The 15,163-nt window shown below is 68.0% G+C and carries 13 protein-coding genes; 6 read left to right on the top strand and 7 right to left on the bottom strand.

Annotated features, from left to right (window positions below; translation table 11 throughout):
- Window positions 1-39: 39 nt before the first annotated feature.
- Genes ACPTTF_RS05645 through ACPTTF_RS05630 form a run of 4 tightly spaced genes read right to left on the bottom strand, consistent with a single transcriptional unit; the run spans window position 40 to window position 3,112 of the window.
- Window positions 40-1,032 (bottom strand): S49 family peptidase, encoded by a 993-nt coding sequence (locus ACPTTF_RS05645; RefSeq protein ID WP_166957607.1) that lies wholly within the window; start codon window positions 1,030-1,032, stop codon window positions 40-42.
- A 12-nt stretch (window positions 1,033-1,044) separates the two neighbouring features.
- The gene (locus tag ACPTTF_RS05640) at window positions 1,045-1,446 is read right to left on the bottom strand and encodes a Rieske (2Fe-2S) protein (RefSeq protein ID WP_423370518.1); all 402 of its coding nucleotides are present in this window, start codon (window positions 1,444-1,446) and stop codon (window positions 1,045-1,047) included.
- The gene (locus tag ACPTTF_RS05635; RefSeq protein WP_423370517.1) at window positions 1,443-2,102 is read right to left on the bottom strand and encodes an HAD-IA family hydrolase; all 660 of its coding nucleotides are present in this window, start codon (window positions 2,100-2,102) and stop codon (window positions 1,443-1,445) included. Before ACPTTF_RS05635 ends, ACPTTF_RS05640 begins: the two co-directional genes overlap by 4 nt.
- A gap of 5 nt (window positions 2,103-2,107) precedes the next feature.
- Window positions 2,108-3,112 carry an RluA family pseudouridine synthase gene (locus tag ACPTTF_RS05630; RefSeq protein WP_423370516.1) on the bottom strand — a complete coding sequence of 335 codons (1,005 nt, stop codon included), beginning with the start codon at window positions 3,110-3,112 and terminating at the stop codon, window positions 2,108-2,110.
- A gap of 722 nt (window positions 3,113-3,834) precedes the next feature.
- Here ACPTTF_RS05630 and ACPTTF_RS05625 point away from each other — a divergent pair.
- The 6 genes from ACPTTF_RS05625 to ACPTTF_RS05600 all read left to right on the top strand — a co-directional run bounded on the left by ACPTTF_RS05625 (window position 3,835) and on the right by ACPTTF_RS05600 (window position 11,067).
- On the top strand, window positions 3,835-6,975 hold the full coding sequence (locus ACPTTF_RS05625; RefSeq protein WP_423370515.1) for an Rne/Rng family ribonuclease: 3,141 nt from the start codon (window positions 3,835-3,837) through the stop codon (window positions 6,973-6,975).
- A 132-nt stretch (window positions 6,976-7,107) separates the two neighbouring features.
- Window positions 7,108-8,220 carry a GTP 3',8-cyclase MoaA gene (gene moaA / locus ACPTTF_RS05620; RefSeq protein WP_423370514.1) on the top strand — a complete coding sequence of 371 codons (1,113 nt, stop codon included), beginning with the start codon at window positions 7,108-7,110 and terminating at the stop codon, window positions 8,218-8,220.
- Window positions 8,221-8,248: 28 nt separating this feature from the next.
- Complete coding sequence (gene mobA, locus ACPTTF_RS05615; protein WP_423370513.1) at window positions 8,249-8,866, top strand: molybdenum cofactor guanylyltransferase MobA; 618 nt, start codon at window positions 8,249-8,251, stop codon at window positions 8,864-8,866.
- Window positions 8,867-8,971: 105 nt separating this feature from the next.
- Window positions 8,972-10,270 carry a gephyrin-like molybdotransferase Glp gene (gene glp, locus ACPTTF_RS05610; protein WP_423370512.1) on the top strand — a complete coding sequence of 433 codons (1,299 nt, stop codon included), beginning with the start codon at window positions 8,972-8,974 and terminating at the stop codon, window positions 10,268-10,270.
- Between the two features lie 39 nt (window positions 10,271-10,309).
- Window positions 10,310-10,585, top strand: a complete 276-nt coding sequence (locus ACPTTF_RS05605) for a hypothetical protein (RefSeq protein ID WP_006401288.1) — start codon at window positions 10,310-10,312, stop codon at window positions 10,583-10,585.
- The gene (locus tag ACPTTF_RS05600; protein ID WP_423370511.1) at window positions 10,582-11,067 is read left to right on the top strand and encodes a GNAT family N-acetyltransferase; all 486 of its coding nucleotides are present in this window, start codon (window positions 10,582-10,584) and stop codon (window positions 11,065-11,067) included. The genes ACPTTF_RS05605 and ACPTTF_RS05600 overlap by 4 nt, the downstream gene beginning before the upstream one ends.
- A gap of 87 nt (window positions 11,068-11,154) precedes the next feature.
- On the opposite strand, the gene rmuC is transcribed toward ACPTTF_RS05600, so the two are convergent.
- The 3 genes from rmuC to ACPTTF_RS05585 form a co-directional block, all read right to left on the bottom strand.
- Entirely contained in the window at window positions 11,155-12,633 is a 1,479-nt protein-coding gene (rmuC, locus tag ACPTTF_RS05595; protein WP_423370510.1) for a DNA recombination protein RmuC, read from the bottom strand.
- Window positions 12,630-13,619 carry a 2-hydroxyacid dehydrogenase gene (locus ACPTTF_RS05590; RefSeq protein WP_423370509.1) on the bottom strand — a complete coding sequence of 330 codons (990 nt, stop codon included), beginning with the start codon at window positions 13,617-13,619 and terminating at the stop codon, window positions 12,630-12,632. The genes rmuC and ACPTTF_RS05590 overlap by 4 nt, the downstream gene beginning before the upstream one ends.
- Before the next feature lie 81 nt (window positions 13,620-13,700).
- Window positions 13,701-15,131, bottom strand: a complete 1,431-nt coding sequence (locus ACPTTF_RS05585) for a sodium:proton antiporter (protein ID WP_423370508.1) — start codon at window positions 15,129-15,131, stop codon at window positions 13,701-13,703.
- Window positions 15,132-15,163: the final 32 nt, after the last annotated feature.

Here is a 15,163-nt window from a genome sequence, read left to right as displayed (position 1 = left end):
CAACTGAAAGGCGGGCCATCGCGGCCCGCCGCCAGCCTGTCAGCGCAGGCTGACCGACGCGCCGCCGGCCGTCAGCGCCTTCATCGCGGCACCGCCGACGGCAGCGCCGAACTTGCGCGCGACACGGTTCGTCAGGCTTTCCTTCACCGTGTAATCGACGAGATCGGGCGCCTTCAGCACGTCGCGCGCGACCGTGTCGGTCGTGCCGAAGCCGTCGGCAAGCCCCAGCTCGACGCTCTTCTCGCCGGTCCAGAACAGGCCCGAGAACATGTCGGGCGTCTCGTGAAGCCGCTTGCCGCGGCCATCCTTCACAGCCTTGATGAACTGCGCGTGCACCTGGTCGAGCAATGCCTGCGCGTGCGCGTCCATCTTCGGCGTCTCCGGTGAGAACGGGTCGTAGAAGCCCTTGTTTTCGCCCGACGTATGCAGGCGCCGCTCGACGCCGAGCTTGCCCATCAGGCCAGTAAAGCCGAACCCGTCCATCAGTACGCCAATCGACCCGACGATACTCGCCTTGTCGACGAAGATCTTGTCGGCCGCGGACGCGATGTAATAGCCGCCCGATGCGCACATGTCGGTCACGACGACGTACAGCGGCTTGTCCGGATGCTTCGCGCGCAACCGCCGGATCTCGTCGTAGACCATCCCGGCCTGCACCGGGCTACCGCCCGGGCTGTTGATCCGCAGCACGACGCCGGCCGTGCCGTCGTCGTCGAACGCGGCGTCGAGCGCCGTGTTGATGTCGTCGGCGTTCGCGTTGACGCCGGCCGCGATCTCGCCGTCGATCGTCACGAGCGCCGTATGCCGGCCGCTCGACGAAAACTTCGAATCGCTCGAGAAATCGATCAGCGCAAACGCGAACAGCACGAACACGCCGAGGAACGCGAAGCGGAAGAAGATCTTCCAGCGCCGCGCCGCACGCTGCTCCTTGACGGCCGCGAGCGCGATCCGCTCGAGCGCCGCACGCTCCCAGTTCGGTTCACGGCTGTCGGGACGGGAGGAGGAATCCGGGGAATTCGGTTGGTCGGCCATGCAATGTTGTCGTCAGTCGGTCGTGGCGGGAACGGCGGGACGCAGGTCGGCGTCGGGCACCCAGAATACCGCACGCCCGTCGGCCGTGTCGCGCTCGTCGACCTCGACCGGCCGCAGGCGGCCGCCGCGGCACGGGCCGCCGACGCACTTGCCGGTGTTCGGCTCGTAGATCGCGCCATGCGTCGCACACATCAGGTAGAGGCCGGACGATTCGAAGAACTGCCCTTCTGCCCAGTCGAGCTCCATCGGCACATGCGCGCAGCGGTTCAGGTAACCGTACGCGCGCCCTTCGTAGCGCACGAAAAACACGACGGCCTGCTCGCCGCGCAGCGTCGCGTCGACGCGCACGCCGGCACCGCCGTCGGCCAGAGCGTCCGATGCGCACACGCGCATGGCGTCCGGCGCCGTACTCATGCGTGCTCCCGCAGCCACTCGGCCAGCGCGCCGACGTCCGGCGCGACGAAGCGCGGCGTGAGCGCAGCCAGCGCATCGGCCGTGTGCGCACCGTACGCGACGCCGACGCCGGCCGCTCCGGCACTCGCGGCCATCTGCAGGTCGTGTGTCGTGTCACCGATCATCACGGTGCGCGACAGGTCCTGCCCCAATTCCCGGCACAACTCCTGCAGCATCGCCGGATGGGGTTTCGAGAAGGTCTCGTCCGCGCAGCGCGTCGCATCGAACACGCTCGTCAGCTTCGACTGGTCGAGCACGCGGTTCAACCCGACCCGGCCCTTGCCGGTTGCCACGGCGAGCAGATAACCCGTGTCGCGCAGCTCGGTGAGCAGTTCGCGCACGCCGGCGAACAGCTCGATGCGCTGGTCGTCGAGCAGATAGTGATAGCGGTAGCGCTCGGCGAGCCGCGAATAGTCGGACGGATCGAGGGTCGGTGCCGTAATCTGCAGCGCATCGCGCAGGCCGAGGCCGATCACGTAGCGCGACGCCTCGTCGGACGGCGTGGGCAGGCCGAGATCGCGGCATGCCGCCTGGATGCTGTGCGCGATGTGCGCAGTCGAATCCATCAGCGTGCCGTCCCAGTCGAAGACGATCAGGTCAAATTGCTGTCGAGCCATGCGGTTCAGGCGGTATCGCGCAGTGCGCTGAGTTGGTCGAGGAAGCGCCGGCATTCGTCCGGCAGCGGCGCATCGAACTGCAGCGCCTCGCCGGTCAGCGGATGGGCGAGCCGCAGCCGGTACGCATGCAGGAACATCCGTTTCAACGACGGCTGCGCATTCGCGCGCGCCAGCGCCTTGTTCAATGCGAAATCGCCATACTTGGCGTCGCCGGCGATCGGCAGGCCGAGATGCGCGAGGTGCACACGGATCTGATGGGTCCGACCCGTTTTGAGTTCCGCTTCGACGAGCGCGTAGTCGGGCCAGCGGTCGACGAGGTTGAACACCGTATGCGACGGCTGCCCGTCGTCCTGCACGCGCACGCGGCGCTCGCCTTCCGGGGTCGAATACTTGAACAACGGCGCCTTCACCGCGCGCCGGCGGCCCCAGTCGGACTGCCATTCGCCGTGGACGCACGCGAAGTAGCGCTTGTCCATGCGGTTCTCGCGAATCTGCTCGTGCAGGCCCACCAGCGCCGTGCGCTTCTTCGCGAGCATCAGGATCCCGGACGTCTCGCGGTCGAGCCGGTGCACGAGTTCGAGGAATTTCGCGCGCGGGCGCGCCTGGCGCATCTGCTCGATCACGCCGAACGCGACGCCGCTGCCACCGTGGACGGCGACCCCGGCCGGCTTGTCGATGACGAGCATCGCGTCGTCCTCGTACAGCACGTTGAAATTCGCGGGCGGCACGATCGGCGTGTCGGCGCGCGCGAGGTCCGCCGCCGCCACACGCACGGGCGGCACGCGGACGACGTCGCCCAGGGCCAGGCGGTACTGCGCATCGATCCGGCCCTTGTTCACGCGCACTTCGCCGCTGCGGAGGATCCGGTAAATATGGCTTTTCGGCACGCCTTTACAGACGCGCAACAGGAAGTTGTCGATCCGCTGACCGGCCGAGTTTTCGTCGATCTCGATCATCGATACCTGGCCGCTTGCGACTGAATTCTGGGATATTTTGCCTAACTCATTCATACTGAATATAATTTTGCCCAGCCTGACGTTGAGGGTGGCCTGACCGGCCGGCCCCGACCGAGTCGGGCAAGGCGCAAGCGGAAACCGTTATTTTACTTGCGCCGGGGGTCTACTGCTCGCCCCTGATCAAAGAGATGCAGCAAGTTGCACGCACGGCGCTGCCCGTCGGCAAGGATCGCGCCCACAGGCGGATTCGGTCGGCAAGGCGCCGCGGTAACGGAAAGTTGGTTGAAAAGAATTTGATCGGCAGCCCGACGGCGCGAAGTGCGTCCGCAGGCTGCCGGTTGCGAAAATTACGGCGTTGCGCCCGATTTGGTTCCGCGAAGCGTGCGGGACTTGGCGACGTCAAACCAGGGAAGTACACCCCAAGCGGGAAAGTCGGGCTGGATTCGATACTCCCCGCTGCGGCCCAAGCCGCAGCATCTGCCGCCCGTCGGCGCGCGCGACGCATTGCGCGCGCCCGTGGCAATGCCCGGACTCAGGCTTAGCGCGCTTTTGCAGCGTGCGGTGTGTGAACGCCGTGCTTTGAAACCGTATTCGCAGGTGCCCTACGGCCGCCGGCCCCGTCTTTCGGGCCCAAGCGCCTCTTCAGGCAATTCTCCCCGCCATCGTTCCCGCTCCAGCGTGCTTGTGACAACACAACAAGGTGCGGCCTGCCGTCGTTCCCGCCCTCGCGACTGACAACCGCGAGGCACCGGCAGCGGAGCCGCCTGGAGTCGTTCATGAAACGCATGCTGTTCAATGCGACGCAGCAGGAGGAGCTGCGCGTCGCCATCGTTGACGGGCAGAAGCTCATCGACATCGACATCGAGACAGCCGGGCGCGAACAGCGCAAAGGCAATATCTACAAAGGTGTCATCACCCGCATCGAGCCGTCGCTCGAAGCGTGCTTCGTCAACTACGGCGAAGACCGCCACGGCTTCCTGCCGTTCAAGGAAGTCGCCCGCCAGTACTTCAAGGAAGGCATCGACATGCGCTCCGCGCGCATCCAGGATGCCCTGCGCGAAGGCCAGGAACTGATCGTTCAGGTCGAGAAGGAAGAGCGCGGCAACAAGGGCGCCGCCCTCACCACCTTCATCTCGCTCGCCGGCCGCTACCTGGTGCTGATGCCGAACAACCCGCGCGGCGGCGGCGTGTCGCGCCGGATCGAAGGCGACGAGCGCCAGGAACTGCGCGAAACGATGGCGCAACTGCAGATTCCGGACGGCATGAGCATGATCGCCCGTACCGCGGGCATCGGCCGCAGCGCCGAGGAACTGCAGTGGGACCTGAACTACCTGCTGCAACTGTGGCGCGCGATCGAAGCGGCATCGCAAAGCGGCAACGCCGGCCAGCCGATGCTGATCTACCTGGAATCGAGCCTCGTGATCCGCGCGATCCGGGACTATTTCCAGCCCGATATCGGCGAAATCCTGATCGATACGAACGAAATCCACGATCAGGCCCGTGCATTCATGGATATCGTGATGCCGGACAACGTCGCGAAGGTGAAGCGCTACCACGACGACGTGCCGCTGTTCTCCCGCTTCCAGATCGAGCACCAGATCGAGACCGCGTACTCGCGCACGGTGCCGCTGCCGTCGGGCGGCGCGATCGTGATCGACCACACCGAAGCGCTCGTCGCGATCGACGTGAACTCGGCGCGCGCGACCAAGGGCGCGGACATCGAGGAAACGGCGACCCGCACGAACCTCGAAGCGGCCGACGAAGTCGCCCGCCAGCTCCGCCTGCGTGACCTCGGCGGCCTGATCGTGATCGATTTCATCGACATGGAATCGGCGAAGAGCCAGCGCGAAGTCGAGCAGCGCCTGAAAGACGCGCTCAAGCATGACCGCGCGCGCGTGCAGATGGGCAAGATCTCCCGTTTCGGCCTGATGGAACTGTCGCGCCAGCGCCTGCGTCCGGCCCTGTCGGAAGGCAGCCACGTGACCTGCCCGCGTTGTAACGGCACCGGCCACATCCGCGATACCGAATCGTCCGCACTGCAGGTCCTGCGGATCATTCAGGAAGAAGCAATGAAGGAAAACACCGCGGCGATCCACTGTCAGGTGCCGGTCGAGGTGACTGCCTTCCTGCTCAACGAAAAGCGTCAGGAAATCAACAAGATCGAGTCGCGCTTCAAGGTCGGCATCGTGCTGATCCCGAACAAGCACCTCGATACGCCGCACTACAAGCTCGAGCGCCTGCGCCACGACGACGCACGTCTCGACGATCCGCGCGCGTCCTGGAAGATGGCCGAGGAAGCGGCACGCGAACTCGAGTCGGAAACCGGCTACAGCAAGCGCACGGCGGAAGTGAAGCCGAAGCAGGAAGCCGCGGTCAAGGGCATCACGCCCGAGCGTCCGGCCCCGAGCCCGGCACCACAGCGCCCGGTCGAACCCGTTGCCGCGCCCGTGCCTGTCGCGCCGGCAAGCGGTGGCTTCATCGGCTGGCTGAAGGGCCTGTTCGGCGTGGCGCCGGCTCCGGCGCCCGCACCGGTTGCTCCGGCACCGGCGAAGGAACAGGCAGCCCGTCCGGCCCGTGGCGAACGCGCCGAGAAGTCCGAGCAACGCGGCGAGCGCGGCGGCGATCGCAATCGCAACCGTCGTGGCGGCGCGCAGCAGGCGCAAGGCGGCCGCGACCAGGCAGCAGTAGGCCGTGGCCAGCCGCAACGCCAGGAACGCGAAGGCAAGGAAGTACGCGAACCGCGTGAAGGCCGTGAGCCGCGCGAGGGTCGCGAGCCGCGTGAAGGTCGCGAAAACCGCGAAGGTCGTGAGGGCCGCGAAGGTCGCGAGGGCCGTGGCCCGCGCGAAGGCCGCGAACCGCGCGAGCCGCGTGAAAGCCGTGAACCGCGCGAGAACCGCGAACCGCGCGAGCGTGCCGAGCAGCCGGAAGCCGTCGAGGCAACCGGCCGTGGCGAGCGCCAGGAACGCGGCGAGCGTCGCGAGCGCGGCGAGCGCCGCAAGCCGACCCAGCATGCGGCCACGCTCGAGACCGTCAACCGCGGTGAAAACCATCCGGAACCGGAAGACGACAAGGCCGTTGCAGAGGCCCTGCCCGGCGCCGACCTGGCAGCCGATGCGGAAGCCGGCGCGCGTGACGGCGAAGAGCGTCGCCGCCGCCGCCGCGGCCGCCGCGGCGGTCGTCGCGAGCGCGACGAAGACGGTGCACTCATCGACCAGGCCGAGCAAGGCGCGGACGGCGAAGCAGCTGTACAAGCCGTGACGCCGGAAGCACCGGCTGCTGTCGAACCGGCCCACACGGCGGCACCGGCAGTCGTCGCGGCCGTAGCAAGCGCCGTCGTCGTGGAAGCAGTCGTCGAGCAGCATGCTGCACCGGCCGCTGTCGAAACCCAGCCGGCACCGGCCCCTGTCGAAGCTGCTCCGGTCGAGCCGGCCGTCGCCGTCCAGGCAGTGGAACCGGCACCGGTTGCACCGGCCGTCGTCACCGAAGCCGGCCCGGCCCCGGTTGAGGTTTCGCCGACCGACGCGTTCGAAGTGCCGGCAGCCCCGGCTGCGGCCCCGGCCGTTGTCGAGGCACCGCAGTCCGCGACCGTCGCGCAAGCCGCACCGGCCGTGGCGATCGAAGCCGCTCCGGTGGCTGTCGCGTCGGCACCGGTCGAAGCTGCGCCGGTCGAGGCCGTCGCAGCACCGGCACCGGCAGCAGCTCCCGCGCAACCGGCAGCCGCGCCCGCTTCGGCGAGCCTGGATGTCGTGCTGGAGCAAGCCGGCCTCGTCTGGGTGAACACGGACGCCAACAAGTTCGCCGCTGCGCAGGAAGCCGCGTCGCAACTCCCGCGTCAGGCCCGCGTGCCGCGTGAACGCAAGGCGCTGCCGCCGGCCGATACGGCCCCGATGCAGCAGGTCGAAACGACGCACCAATAAAACGGCGCATCGCCCGACCAGGAAAAGCCCGCCTCCGGCGGGCTTTTTCATGTCCGCGCTGCGGGTTTCCGCCCACCGGACCAGCCGGCCGCTTGCGGCTAAAATAGAGGTCTGGTCCGCACTTCTTTCAACATGTCCCGACGCATCATTCCTCTCGCCGACGTCAGCGGGATGCCGGACGTCTCCGGCGTCGCGCAAGCCCCGGACGGCACGCTGGCCGACACGTTCGCCAGGCCGCTGCGCGACCTGCGCATTTCGGTGACGGATCGCTGCAACTTCCGCTGCGTGTACTGCATGCCGCGCGCGGTCTTCGACAAGGACTACCCATTCCTGCCGCACAGCGCGCTGCTCACGCACGAGGAAATCGAACGCGTGGCGCGACTCTTTGTCGCACACGGCGTCGAGAAGATCCGCATCACCGGCGGCGAGCCGCTGCTTCGCAAGAATCTCGAATTCCTGATCGAGCGCCTCGCACGCCTGACCACGCATGACGGCCGCCCGCTCGACCTGACGCTCACGACCAACGGTTCGCTGCTCGCACGCAAGGCGCGCGCCCTGAAGGACGCCGGGCTCACGCGCGTGACGGTCAGTCTCGACGCGCTCGACGATACGTTGTTCAAGCGCATGAACGATGCCGAGTTCGCGAGCGCCGACGTGCTCGACGGCATCTTCGCCGCCCAGGCCGCGGGCCTCGCGCCGGTCAAGGTGAACATGGTCGTGAAGCGCGGCACCAACGACAGCGAGATCCTGCCGATGGCCGAGCGTTTCCGCGGCACCGGCGTGGTCCTGCGCTTCATCGAATACATGGACGTCGGCACGTCGAACGGCTGGAACATGACCGAGGTGCTGCCGTCGGCGGAAGTCGTCGCGCGGATCGCCGAACATTTCCCGCTCGTCCCGCTCGAGCCGCACACGGCGGCAGAAACCGCGCAGCGCTGGGGCTATGCGGACGGCAGCGGCGAGATCGGCGTGATTTCGAGCGTCACGCAGGCATTCTGCGGCGACTGCACGCGCGCGCGGCTGTCGACCGAAGGCAAGCTGTACCTGTGCCTGTTCGCGTCGACGGGCCACGACCTGCGCGCGCTCGTGCGCGGCGGCGCGAGCGACGCCGAGATCGCGACCGCGATCGCCCGCATCTGGCAGGCTCGCACCGACCGTTATTCGCAACTGCGCGGCAGTGCGTCTGCCGACGCCGCACCCGACAGCGCCGGCAAGCGTGTCGAGATGTCGTATATCGGCGGCTGACGCACGCTGCCCCTCCCGCTTCCTCACGATGCCCGCTTCCGCCTCTCCCTCGATCGCCGGCCTGCTGCTCGCAGGCGGACGTGCCACGCGCATGGACGGTGTCGACAAGGGCCTGCAGTTGCTCGACGGCACGCCGCTCGCGCTGCACGTGCTGCGCCGGCTCTCGCCACAGGTCGACGAAACGCTGATCAGCGCGAATCGCCATGCCGATCGCTATGCCGACCTCGGCGCGCCGTTCGACGCGCGCATCGTCGCGGACGAAACGCCCGACTTCCCCGGCCCGCTCGCGGGCCTGCTCGCCGGCATGCGGGCGGCACGCGCGCCGCTCGTCGCATGCTCGCCATGCGATACGCCCTTTCTGCCCACCGACCTCGTCGCGCGGCTGCACTCGGCGCTCGACGCGCAGCAGGCCGACATCGCAATGGCGGTGACGGTCGACGCGCAACAGGCGCGCTCGCCGCAGCCGACGTTCGCGCTGCTGCGCACGTCGCTGGCCGACGATCTCGCCGCCCGGCTCGCGGCCGGCGACCGCAAGGTGCGTGCGTGGTACGCACGCCACAAGACGGTCGAAGTCGAGTTTCACGACGAGCGTGCGTTTTACAATGCCAACTCCTGGCAGGAACTCGCCGCACTGGCCCGTCGCTGACGGCACCCGCGCGGTTCCCGCCCGCCGCACGCGAAACCCGCGCCCAGGCACCCTCCTCGCGCCACCGGCCACGAACCCGATACGCCTTGCGGCGCAGTCCGACTGATGATCACGCAATCCTCGCCCGCCTCCCGAACCGCACCCGATTCCGATGCCCCGCTGTCGCTCGCCGACGCGCAGGCACTCGCGTGCCGCTTCGCGGTGCCGGTCGATGCGTGCGACACGGTGACGCTGCGCGATGCACTCGACCGCGTGCTCGCGGCCGACGTGAACGCGCCGTTCGACATTCCCGCGTATGACAACTCGGCGATGGACGGCTATGCGTTCGACGGCAGCGCCAGTACGCACGCATCACCGCGAGCCGACGTCGCGCTGACGGTCACCGGTATCGCGCTCGCCGGCCATCCGTTCGACGGCGTCGTGGCGGCTGGATCATGCGTGCGCATCATGACGGGCGCGCCGATGCCGGTGGGATGCGACACGGTGATTCCGCAGGAACGCGTGCGCGTCGACGGCGACACGATCCGCTTCGCCGCGCACGACATCGCGCGCGGTGCAAACTGCCGCAAGGCCGGCGAGGATCTGGCGCACGGTGCCTGCGCGCTCGCCGCGGGCCGCATCCTGCGTCCGTCCGATCTCGGGCTGCTTGCGTCGTTCGGCATCACCGAGGTCTCGGTGCGCCGACGCGTGCGCGTCGCCGTGTTCTCCACCGGCGACGAACTGCGCGAGCCCGGCGAGCCGCTCGGCCCCGGCACACTGTACGACAGCAATCGCGGGATGCTGATCGCGATGCTCGAAAGACTGCATGCGGACGCGATCGACCTCGGGATCGTCCGCGACGACCCGGCCGCGCTCGAAGCCGCATTGCGCGCCGCCGTCGCCGCGCAGGCCGATGCGGTGATCACGTCCGGCGGCGTCTCGGTCGGCGAAGCCGACTTCACGCGCGACGTGATGTCAAAACTCGGCGACGTGACGTTCGCGAGCCTCGCGCTGCGTCCCGGCCGGCCGCTCGCGTGCGGCACGCTCGCACGCGCGGCCGATGGCGCCGGTCACACGCTGTTCTTCGGGCTGCCCGGCAATCCGGTCGCGTCGGCTGTCACGTTCTACGCGATCGTGCGCCCGGCACTGCTGACGCTGGCCGGTGCGCAGACGCCGACGCCGGCGATGTACTCGGCACTCAGCACGCAGGCATTGAAGAAGCGCCCCGGCCGCACCGAATACCTGCGCGGCATCGCGACGCGCGCCGCCGACGGCCGCTGGCACGTCACGCCGGCCGGTTCGCAGAGTTCCGCATCGTTGAGCGGCCTCGCGGCTGCCAACTGTTTCATCGTCCTGGGCCACGATACCGCGGCAGTCGACGCGGGCACCCCGGTCGACATCCTGCCGCTCGACGGCCTGATCTGAATTCCACTATCGGTATATCTCTACGGGGGCAATCCGCACATGAAGAAACAAATTTCGTCGATCGCCGCGGGGCAGACCGCAAAGGCGCTGATCCTCGTCTACCTGACATTCAGCGTGCCGATCGTGCTGCTCGGCATTCTCGTCGCGTACGTCCGCTACGGGATGGTCGAACTGAGCACGATCCTGAGCGCGCTGCTGCTGAACGCCATCCTCGGCTTCGTGCTGCTGTGGATCGCGTGCCACGCGTACAACTGGGTCGCGTCGCGCTTCGGCGGCATCGAGATCGTGCTGTCCGATCCGCCGGAGGAAGCGTGAGCGGCACGCCGCAGATCCGCGCGGCCGAAACGCGCGACGTCGGCGCGATCCTCGCGCTGATGCGCGAGCTGGCCGAGTTCGAGAAGCTCACGGATCTGTTCGTCGCGACTGAAGCCGATCTCGCCGACGCGCTGTTCGGCGCGCACCCCGCCGCCGAAGCGCGGGTAGCCGAACATGACGGCGCGATCGTCGCGTATGCGCTGTTCTTCCACAACTATTCGACGTTCCTCGGCCGTCGCGGCCTCTATCTCGAGGATCTGTACGTGCAGCCGTCGCAACGCGGCACGGGCCTCGGCACCGCGATGCTGCGTCACCTCGCGGCGCTGGCCGTCGAGCGCCGCTGCGGGCGCTTCGAATGGTCGGTCCTCGACTGGAACCAGCCGGCGATCGATTTCTATGAAAAGATGGGCGCCACCGTGCTGCCCGACTGGCGCATCGTCCGAGTGACGGGCACCGCGCTGGATACGCTCGCCGGACATTGAGCGCACGGCGGCCGCACCGGCAATCGCTTCATGAAAAAACGGGCGCCGCGGCGCCCGTTTTCGTTCCGGCCGGTGCGGCCGCGCGCGTCACGCGTCGTCCGCATCGGCGCCGTCGCTACCTTCCGCGCCGAGCAGCCCGGCCGCCGCATCGCCCGGCAGCGCCTCGACCTGCTTCAGCTTGCGGCTCATCACGCGCGTACGCTGCTCGGCGGACTCGATCGAGCGCGTGACCGTTTCGAGCTGCGCCTTCGTGCGCGCGAGCACGTCGCCGAACTTGCCGAATTCCGTTTTTACCGCGCCGAGCACTTGCCACACCTCGCTCGAGCGCTGCTCGATCGCGAGCGTGCGGAACCCCATCTGCAGGCTGTTCAGCAGCGCGGTGAGCGTCGTCGGCCCCGCGACCGTCACGCGATAGTCGCGCTGCAGCAGGTCAGTCAGCCCCGGGCGACGCAGGATCTCCGCATAGAGCCCTTCAGTCGGCAGGAACAACAGCGCGAAATCGGTCGTATGCGGCGGCGCGACGTACTTCTCGGCGATCGTGCGCGCCTCCAGCCGCACGCGCGCTTCGAGCGCGCGGGCCGCCTCCTCGACCGCCGGCGCATCGGCACGCTCCTGGGCGTCGATCAGCCGCTCGTAGTCCTCGCGCGGAAATTTCGCGTCGATCGGCAGCCACACGGGCGGCGCGTCGCGCGTGCCGGCATCGCGCCCCGGCAGCCGGATCGCGAACTCGACGCGCTCGCTGCTCTTCGGCACCGTCGCGACGTTCTTCGCGTACTGCTCGGGCGTCAGCATCTGCTCGAGCAGCGCCTCGAGCTGCACTTCACCCCAGGTGCCGCGCGTCTTCACGTTGGTCAGCACTTTCTTCAGATCGCCGACGCCCGCCGCGAGCGTCTGCATCTCGCCGAGCCCGCGATGCACCTGCTCGAGCCGGTCCGACACGAGCTTGAACGATTCGCCGAGCCGCTGCTCGAGCGTCGCGTGCAGTTTCTCGTCGACGGTGCGGCGCATCTCCTCGAGCTTCGCCGCGTTGTTCGTCTCGATTTCCTTCAGCCGCTGCTCGAGCGTCGCGCGCACTTCGCCGATCCGGCGGTCGTTCGCCTCGGTCAGTTGCGTGAGCTGCCGGTTCAACGTGTCGCCGAACAGCCTGAGCGCGCCCGTCTGCTCCTCGCGCGCCTGCTGCGCCTGACGCTGCAGGCTCTCGCGCATCGCGTCGAACTGCTGCGCATTGCCGGCGACGAGCTTGCCGAGCTGCTGCGCGAAGCCCTCGATCTGGTTGTTCTGCACCGTCGCCACGCTCGTCAGTTGCGCGGCGAGCGTCTGCTGAAGTTGCGCAAAACTGCCGGCCAGCTCGGTGCGCGAACCGCGCGCGTTCTCGACGATTTCACCGCGCAATTCGCGTTCTAGCCGCTCGACAGCACGCGCCTGCGCATGCGCGGCGTCCTCGATCTGGTCGCCAAGTACCGCCACATCGTCGTGGCGGCCACCGCCACGAACGAGCGCGACGATCGCCACCACAAGCGCGACGGCCAGCACGACGACCGCCGCAAGCAACAACGTCGTCGTCATGCGCGCGGCTTCCCGATCACGTCTGGGTTGATCGGATTCGGCGGCCGCCCCGCGCGCGGCCCCTCGCCCAGCGCGGCGATCAGGTTGTCGGCGGCGAGGTTCGCCATCGCGCGGCGCGTTTTTTCGGTCGCGCTCGCGATATGCGGCGTCAGCACGACGTTCGGCACCTCGAGCAGCGCCGGATGCACGGTCGGCTCGCCTTCGTATACGTCGAGGCCGGCCGCGGCGATCGTCCCGTCGCGCAGCGCGGCGGCCAGCGCCGCGTCGTCGACTATCCCGCCGCGCGCGATGTTGGTCAGCGTCGCGGTAGGCTTCATCTTCGCGAGTTCGGCTGCGCCGATCGTGTGGTGGTTCTCCTGCGTGTACGGCAGCACGAGCACGACGTGATCGGCACGTGCGAGCAGCGCATCCTTCGACACGTATTCGGCGTTCAGCTCGGCCTCGATCTCGGGCGCGACCCGCGACCGGTTGTGATAGATCACCTGCATCCCGAAGCCGCGTGCGCGGCGCGCGAGCGCCTGGCCGATGCGGCCCATCCCGATCACGCCGAGCGTCGAGCCGTGAATGTCGGTGCCGAGGAAACCGTCGTACGCCCACTTCTGCCAGTGTCCGGCCCGCAGCCAGTGCTCGGATTCGGCGATCCGGCGGGCTGCGGCCATCATCAGCGCCCAGCCGAAATCGGCGGTCGACTCGTTCAGCACGTCGGGCGTGTTGGTGCCGAGCACGTTCGCCGCATTGAACGCGGCCATGTCGAAGTTGTTGTAGCCGACCGCCATGTTCGCCACGACGCGCAGGCGCGGGGCCGCCGCGAGCACCGCCGCGCCGACCGGGTCGCCAGCCGTCAGCGCACCGTCCTTGTCGGCGAGACGAGCGGCGAGCGCATCGGGCGCAAGCGCGTCGCCGTTGTTCCAGTCGACTTCGAAATACTGCTCGAGCCGTTCGATCACGTCCGGGAAGATCGGACGCGCGACCAGGATCTTCTGCATCGCCATCTCCGTATGCCGCGAGCCGATCGCGGTGCGCGTCGCGCCGCCGGGATCGCCCGCGCTGGGTTGAAAGTTGTCAGGTTACGCCGGGAAGAAGATCAGCGACGTCAGCAGGAACACGGGGACCAGTATCACGAGTGCCCAGCCGAGGTACGCGAAGAAGCTCGGCATCTTCACGCCGCGCGACTCCGCGATCGCCTTCACCATGAAGTTCGGCGCGTTGCCGATATAGCTGTTCGCGCCCATGAACACCGCGCCCGCGGAAATTGCGGCAAGTGTCGATGCACCCGTCGTCATCAGCGCCTGCGCGTCGCCGCCCGCGAGGTTGAAGAACACCAGATAGGTCGGCGCGTTGTCGAGGAACGAGGACAGGATGCCCGTCGCCCAGAAGTACATCGCGTCGATCGGCTTGCCGTCCGGCCCCGTGACGAGATGGACGATCTGCGCGAACGCACCGTCCGCGCCCGCGCGCAGGATCACGATCACCGGCGCGATCGTCACGAAGATCCCCGCGAACAGCTTCGCGACTTCCTCGATCGGTGCCCAGTTGAATGCATTGCCTTCACGCGCGGAACGCGGCGTCAGCGCGAGCGACGCGAGCGTCACGCCCGCGAGCGCGACGTCGCGCACGAGATTCTGCAGCGCCACGTGCGTGCCCCACACGTCGAACGTGATGCCCGGCTTCCAGATGCCGCTCATCAGCACGAGCGCGATCACGGCCGCGAGCAGCACGAAGTTGATCTTGCCGTCGATCGACAGCGCCGCGCCGTCGGGTGTCGGGTCGAGCGCGGCCGGCCGCTCCTCGCCGCCCTTCCGGTAGAAGTACGTATCGAGCACGAAGAACAGTGTCAGCAGCACGACGCAGATGAACAGCATCGGCAGCGCGAGGTGCGTGGTCGTCCAGAAGAAGCTCACGCCGTTCAGGAAACCGAGGAACAGCGGCGGATCGCCGAGCGGCGACAGCGAGCCGCCCGCGTTCGCGACGAGGAAGATGAAGAAGATCACGACGTGCACGACATGCTTGCGGTTGTCGTTGGCGCGCAGCAGCGGCCGGATCAGCAGCATCGCGGCGCCCGTCGTACCCATCACGCTCGCAAGCAGCGTGCCGAGCGCGAGGATCGCGGTATTGAGCTTCGGCGATCCATGCAGGTTGCCGTTCACGCAGATGCCGCCCGCGACCGTATAGAGCGCGGTGAGCAGCACGATGAACGGAATGTATTCCTCGAGCAGCGCATGCACGAGCGTGCCGAACGCGGTGCCCGCGCCGAACGCGAACGCGAACGGAATCAGGAACAGCACCGCCCACCCGGCCGCAATCTTGCCGAAGTGGTGATGCCAGAAGACGGGGGCGACGAGCGGGAACAGTGCGATGGACAGCAGGATCCCGGCGAACGGGATACCCCAGAGTGCAGACAGCGTGGCACCGTCGAGCGTTGCGGCCGATGCAAGCGCGGGAACGGCGCCAAGCGCGATCCCCGACGCCGTGCCCGCCCAGGCGGCATGTCGTTTCATGCAGAACTTCCTTGTTCGAATGGTAGTGGATG

It is taken from the genome of Burkholderia crassaminum, assembly GCF_964265005.1.
Lineage (GTDB): Bacteria > Pseudomonadota > Gammaproteobacteria > Burkholderiales > Burkholderiaceae > Burkholderia.
Note: the sequence above shows the minus strand (reverse complement) of the source record. Positions and strands in the feature narration are given on the sequence as shown.

Excerpts from the sequence above, each read along its gene's own strand:
- ACPTTF_RS05635 (WP_423370517.1), bottom strand. The coding sequence starts at position 2,102 with ATGGCTCGACAGCAATTTGACCTGATCGTCTTCGACTGGGACGGCACG.
- ACPTTF_RS05645 (WP_166957607.1), bottom strand. The coding sequence starts at position 1,032 with ATGGCCGACCAACCGAATTCCCCGGATTCCTCCTCCCGTCCCGACAGC.
- ACPTTF_RS05590 (WP_423370509.1), bottom strand. The coding sequence starts at position 13,619 with ATGCAGAAGATCCTGGTCGCGCGTCCGATCTTCCCGGACGTGATCGAA.
- ACPTTF_RS05605 (WP_006401288.1), top strand. The coding sequence starts at position 10,310 with ATGAAGAAACAAATTTCGTCGATCGCCGCGGGGCAGACCGCAAAGGCG.
- ACPTTF_RS05640 (WP_423370518.1), bottom strand. The coding sequence starts at position 1,446 with ATGAGTACGGCGCCGGACGCCATGCGCGTGTGCGCATCGGACGCTCTG.
- ACPTTF_RS05625 (WP_423370515.1), top strand. The coding sequence starts at position 3,835 with ATGAAACGCATGCTGTTCAATGCGACGCAGCAGGAGGAGCTGCGCGTC.
- ACPTTF_RS05630 (WP_423370516.1), bottom strand. The coding sequence starts at position 3,112 with ATGAATGAGTTAGGCAAAATATCCCAGAATTCAGTCGCAAGCGGCCAG.
- moaA (WP_423370514.1), top strand. The coding sequence starts at position 7,108 with ATGTCCCGACGCATCATTCCTCTCGCCGACGTCAGCGGGATGCCGGAC.
- ACPTTF_RS05585 (WP_423370508.1), bottom strand. The coding sequence starts at position 15,131 with ATGAAACGACATGCCGCCTGGGCGGGCACGGCGTCGGGGATCGCGCTT.
- rmuC (WP_423370510.1), bottom strand. The coding sequence starts at position 12,633 with ATGACGACGACGTTGTTGCTTGCGGCGGTCGTCGTGCTGGCCGTCGCG.
- mobA (WP_423370513.1), top strand. The coding sequence starts at position 8,249 with ATGCCCGCTTCCGCCTCTCCCTCGATCGCCGGCCTGCTGCTCGCAGGC.
- glp (WP_423370512.1), top strand. The coding sequence starts at position 8,972 with ATGATCACGCAATCCTCGCCCGCCTCCCGAACCGCACCCGATTCCGAT.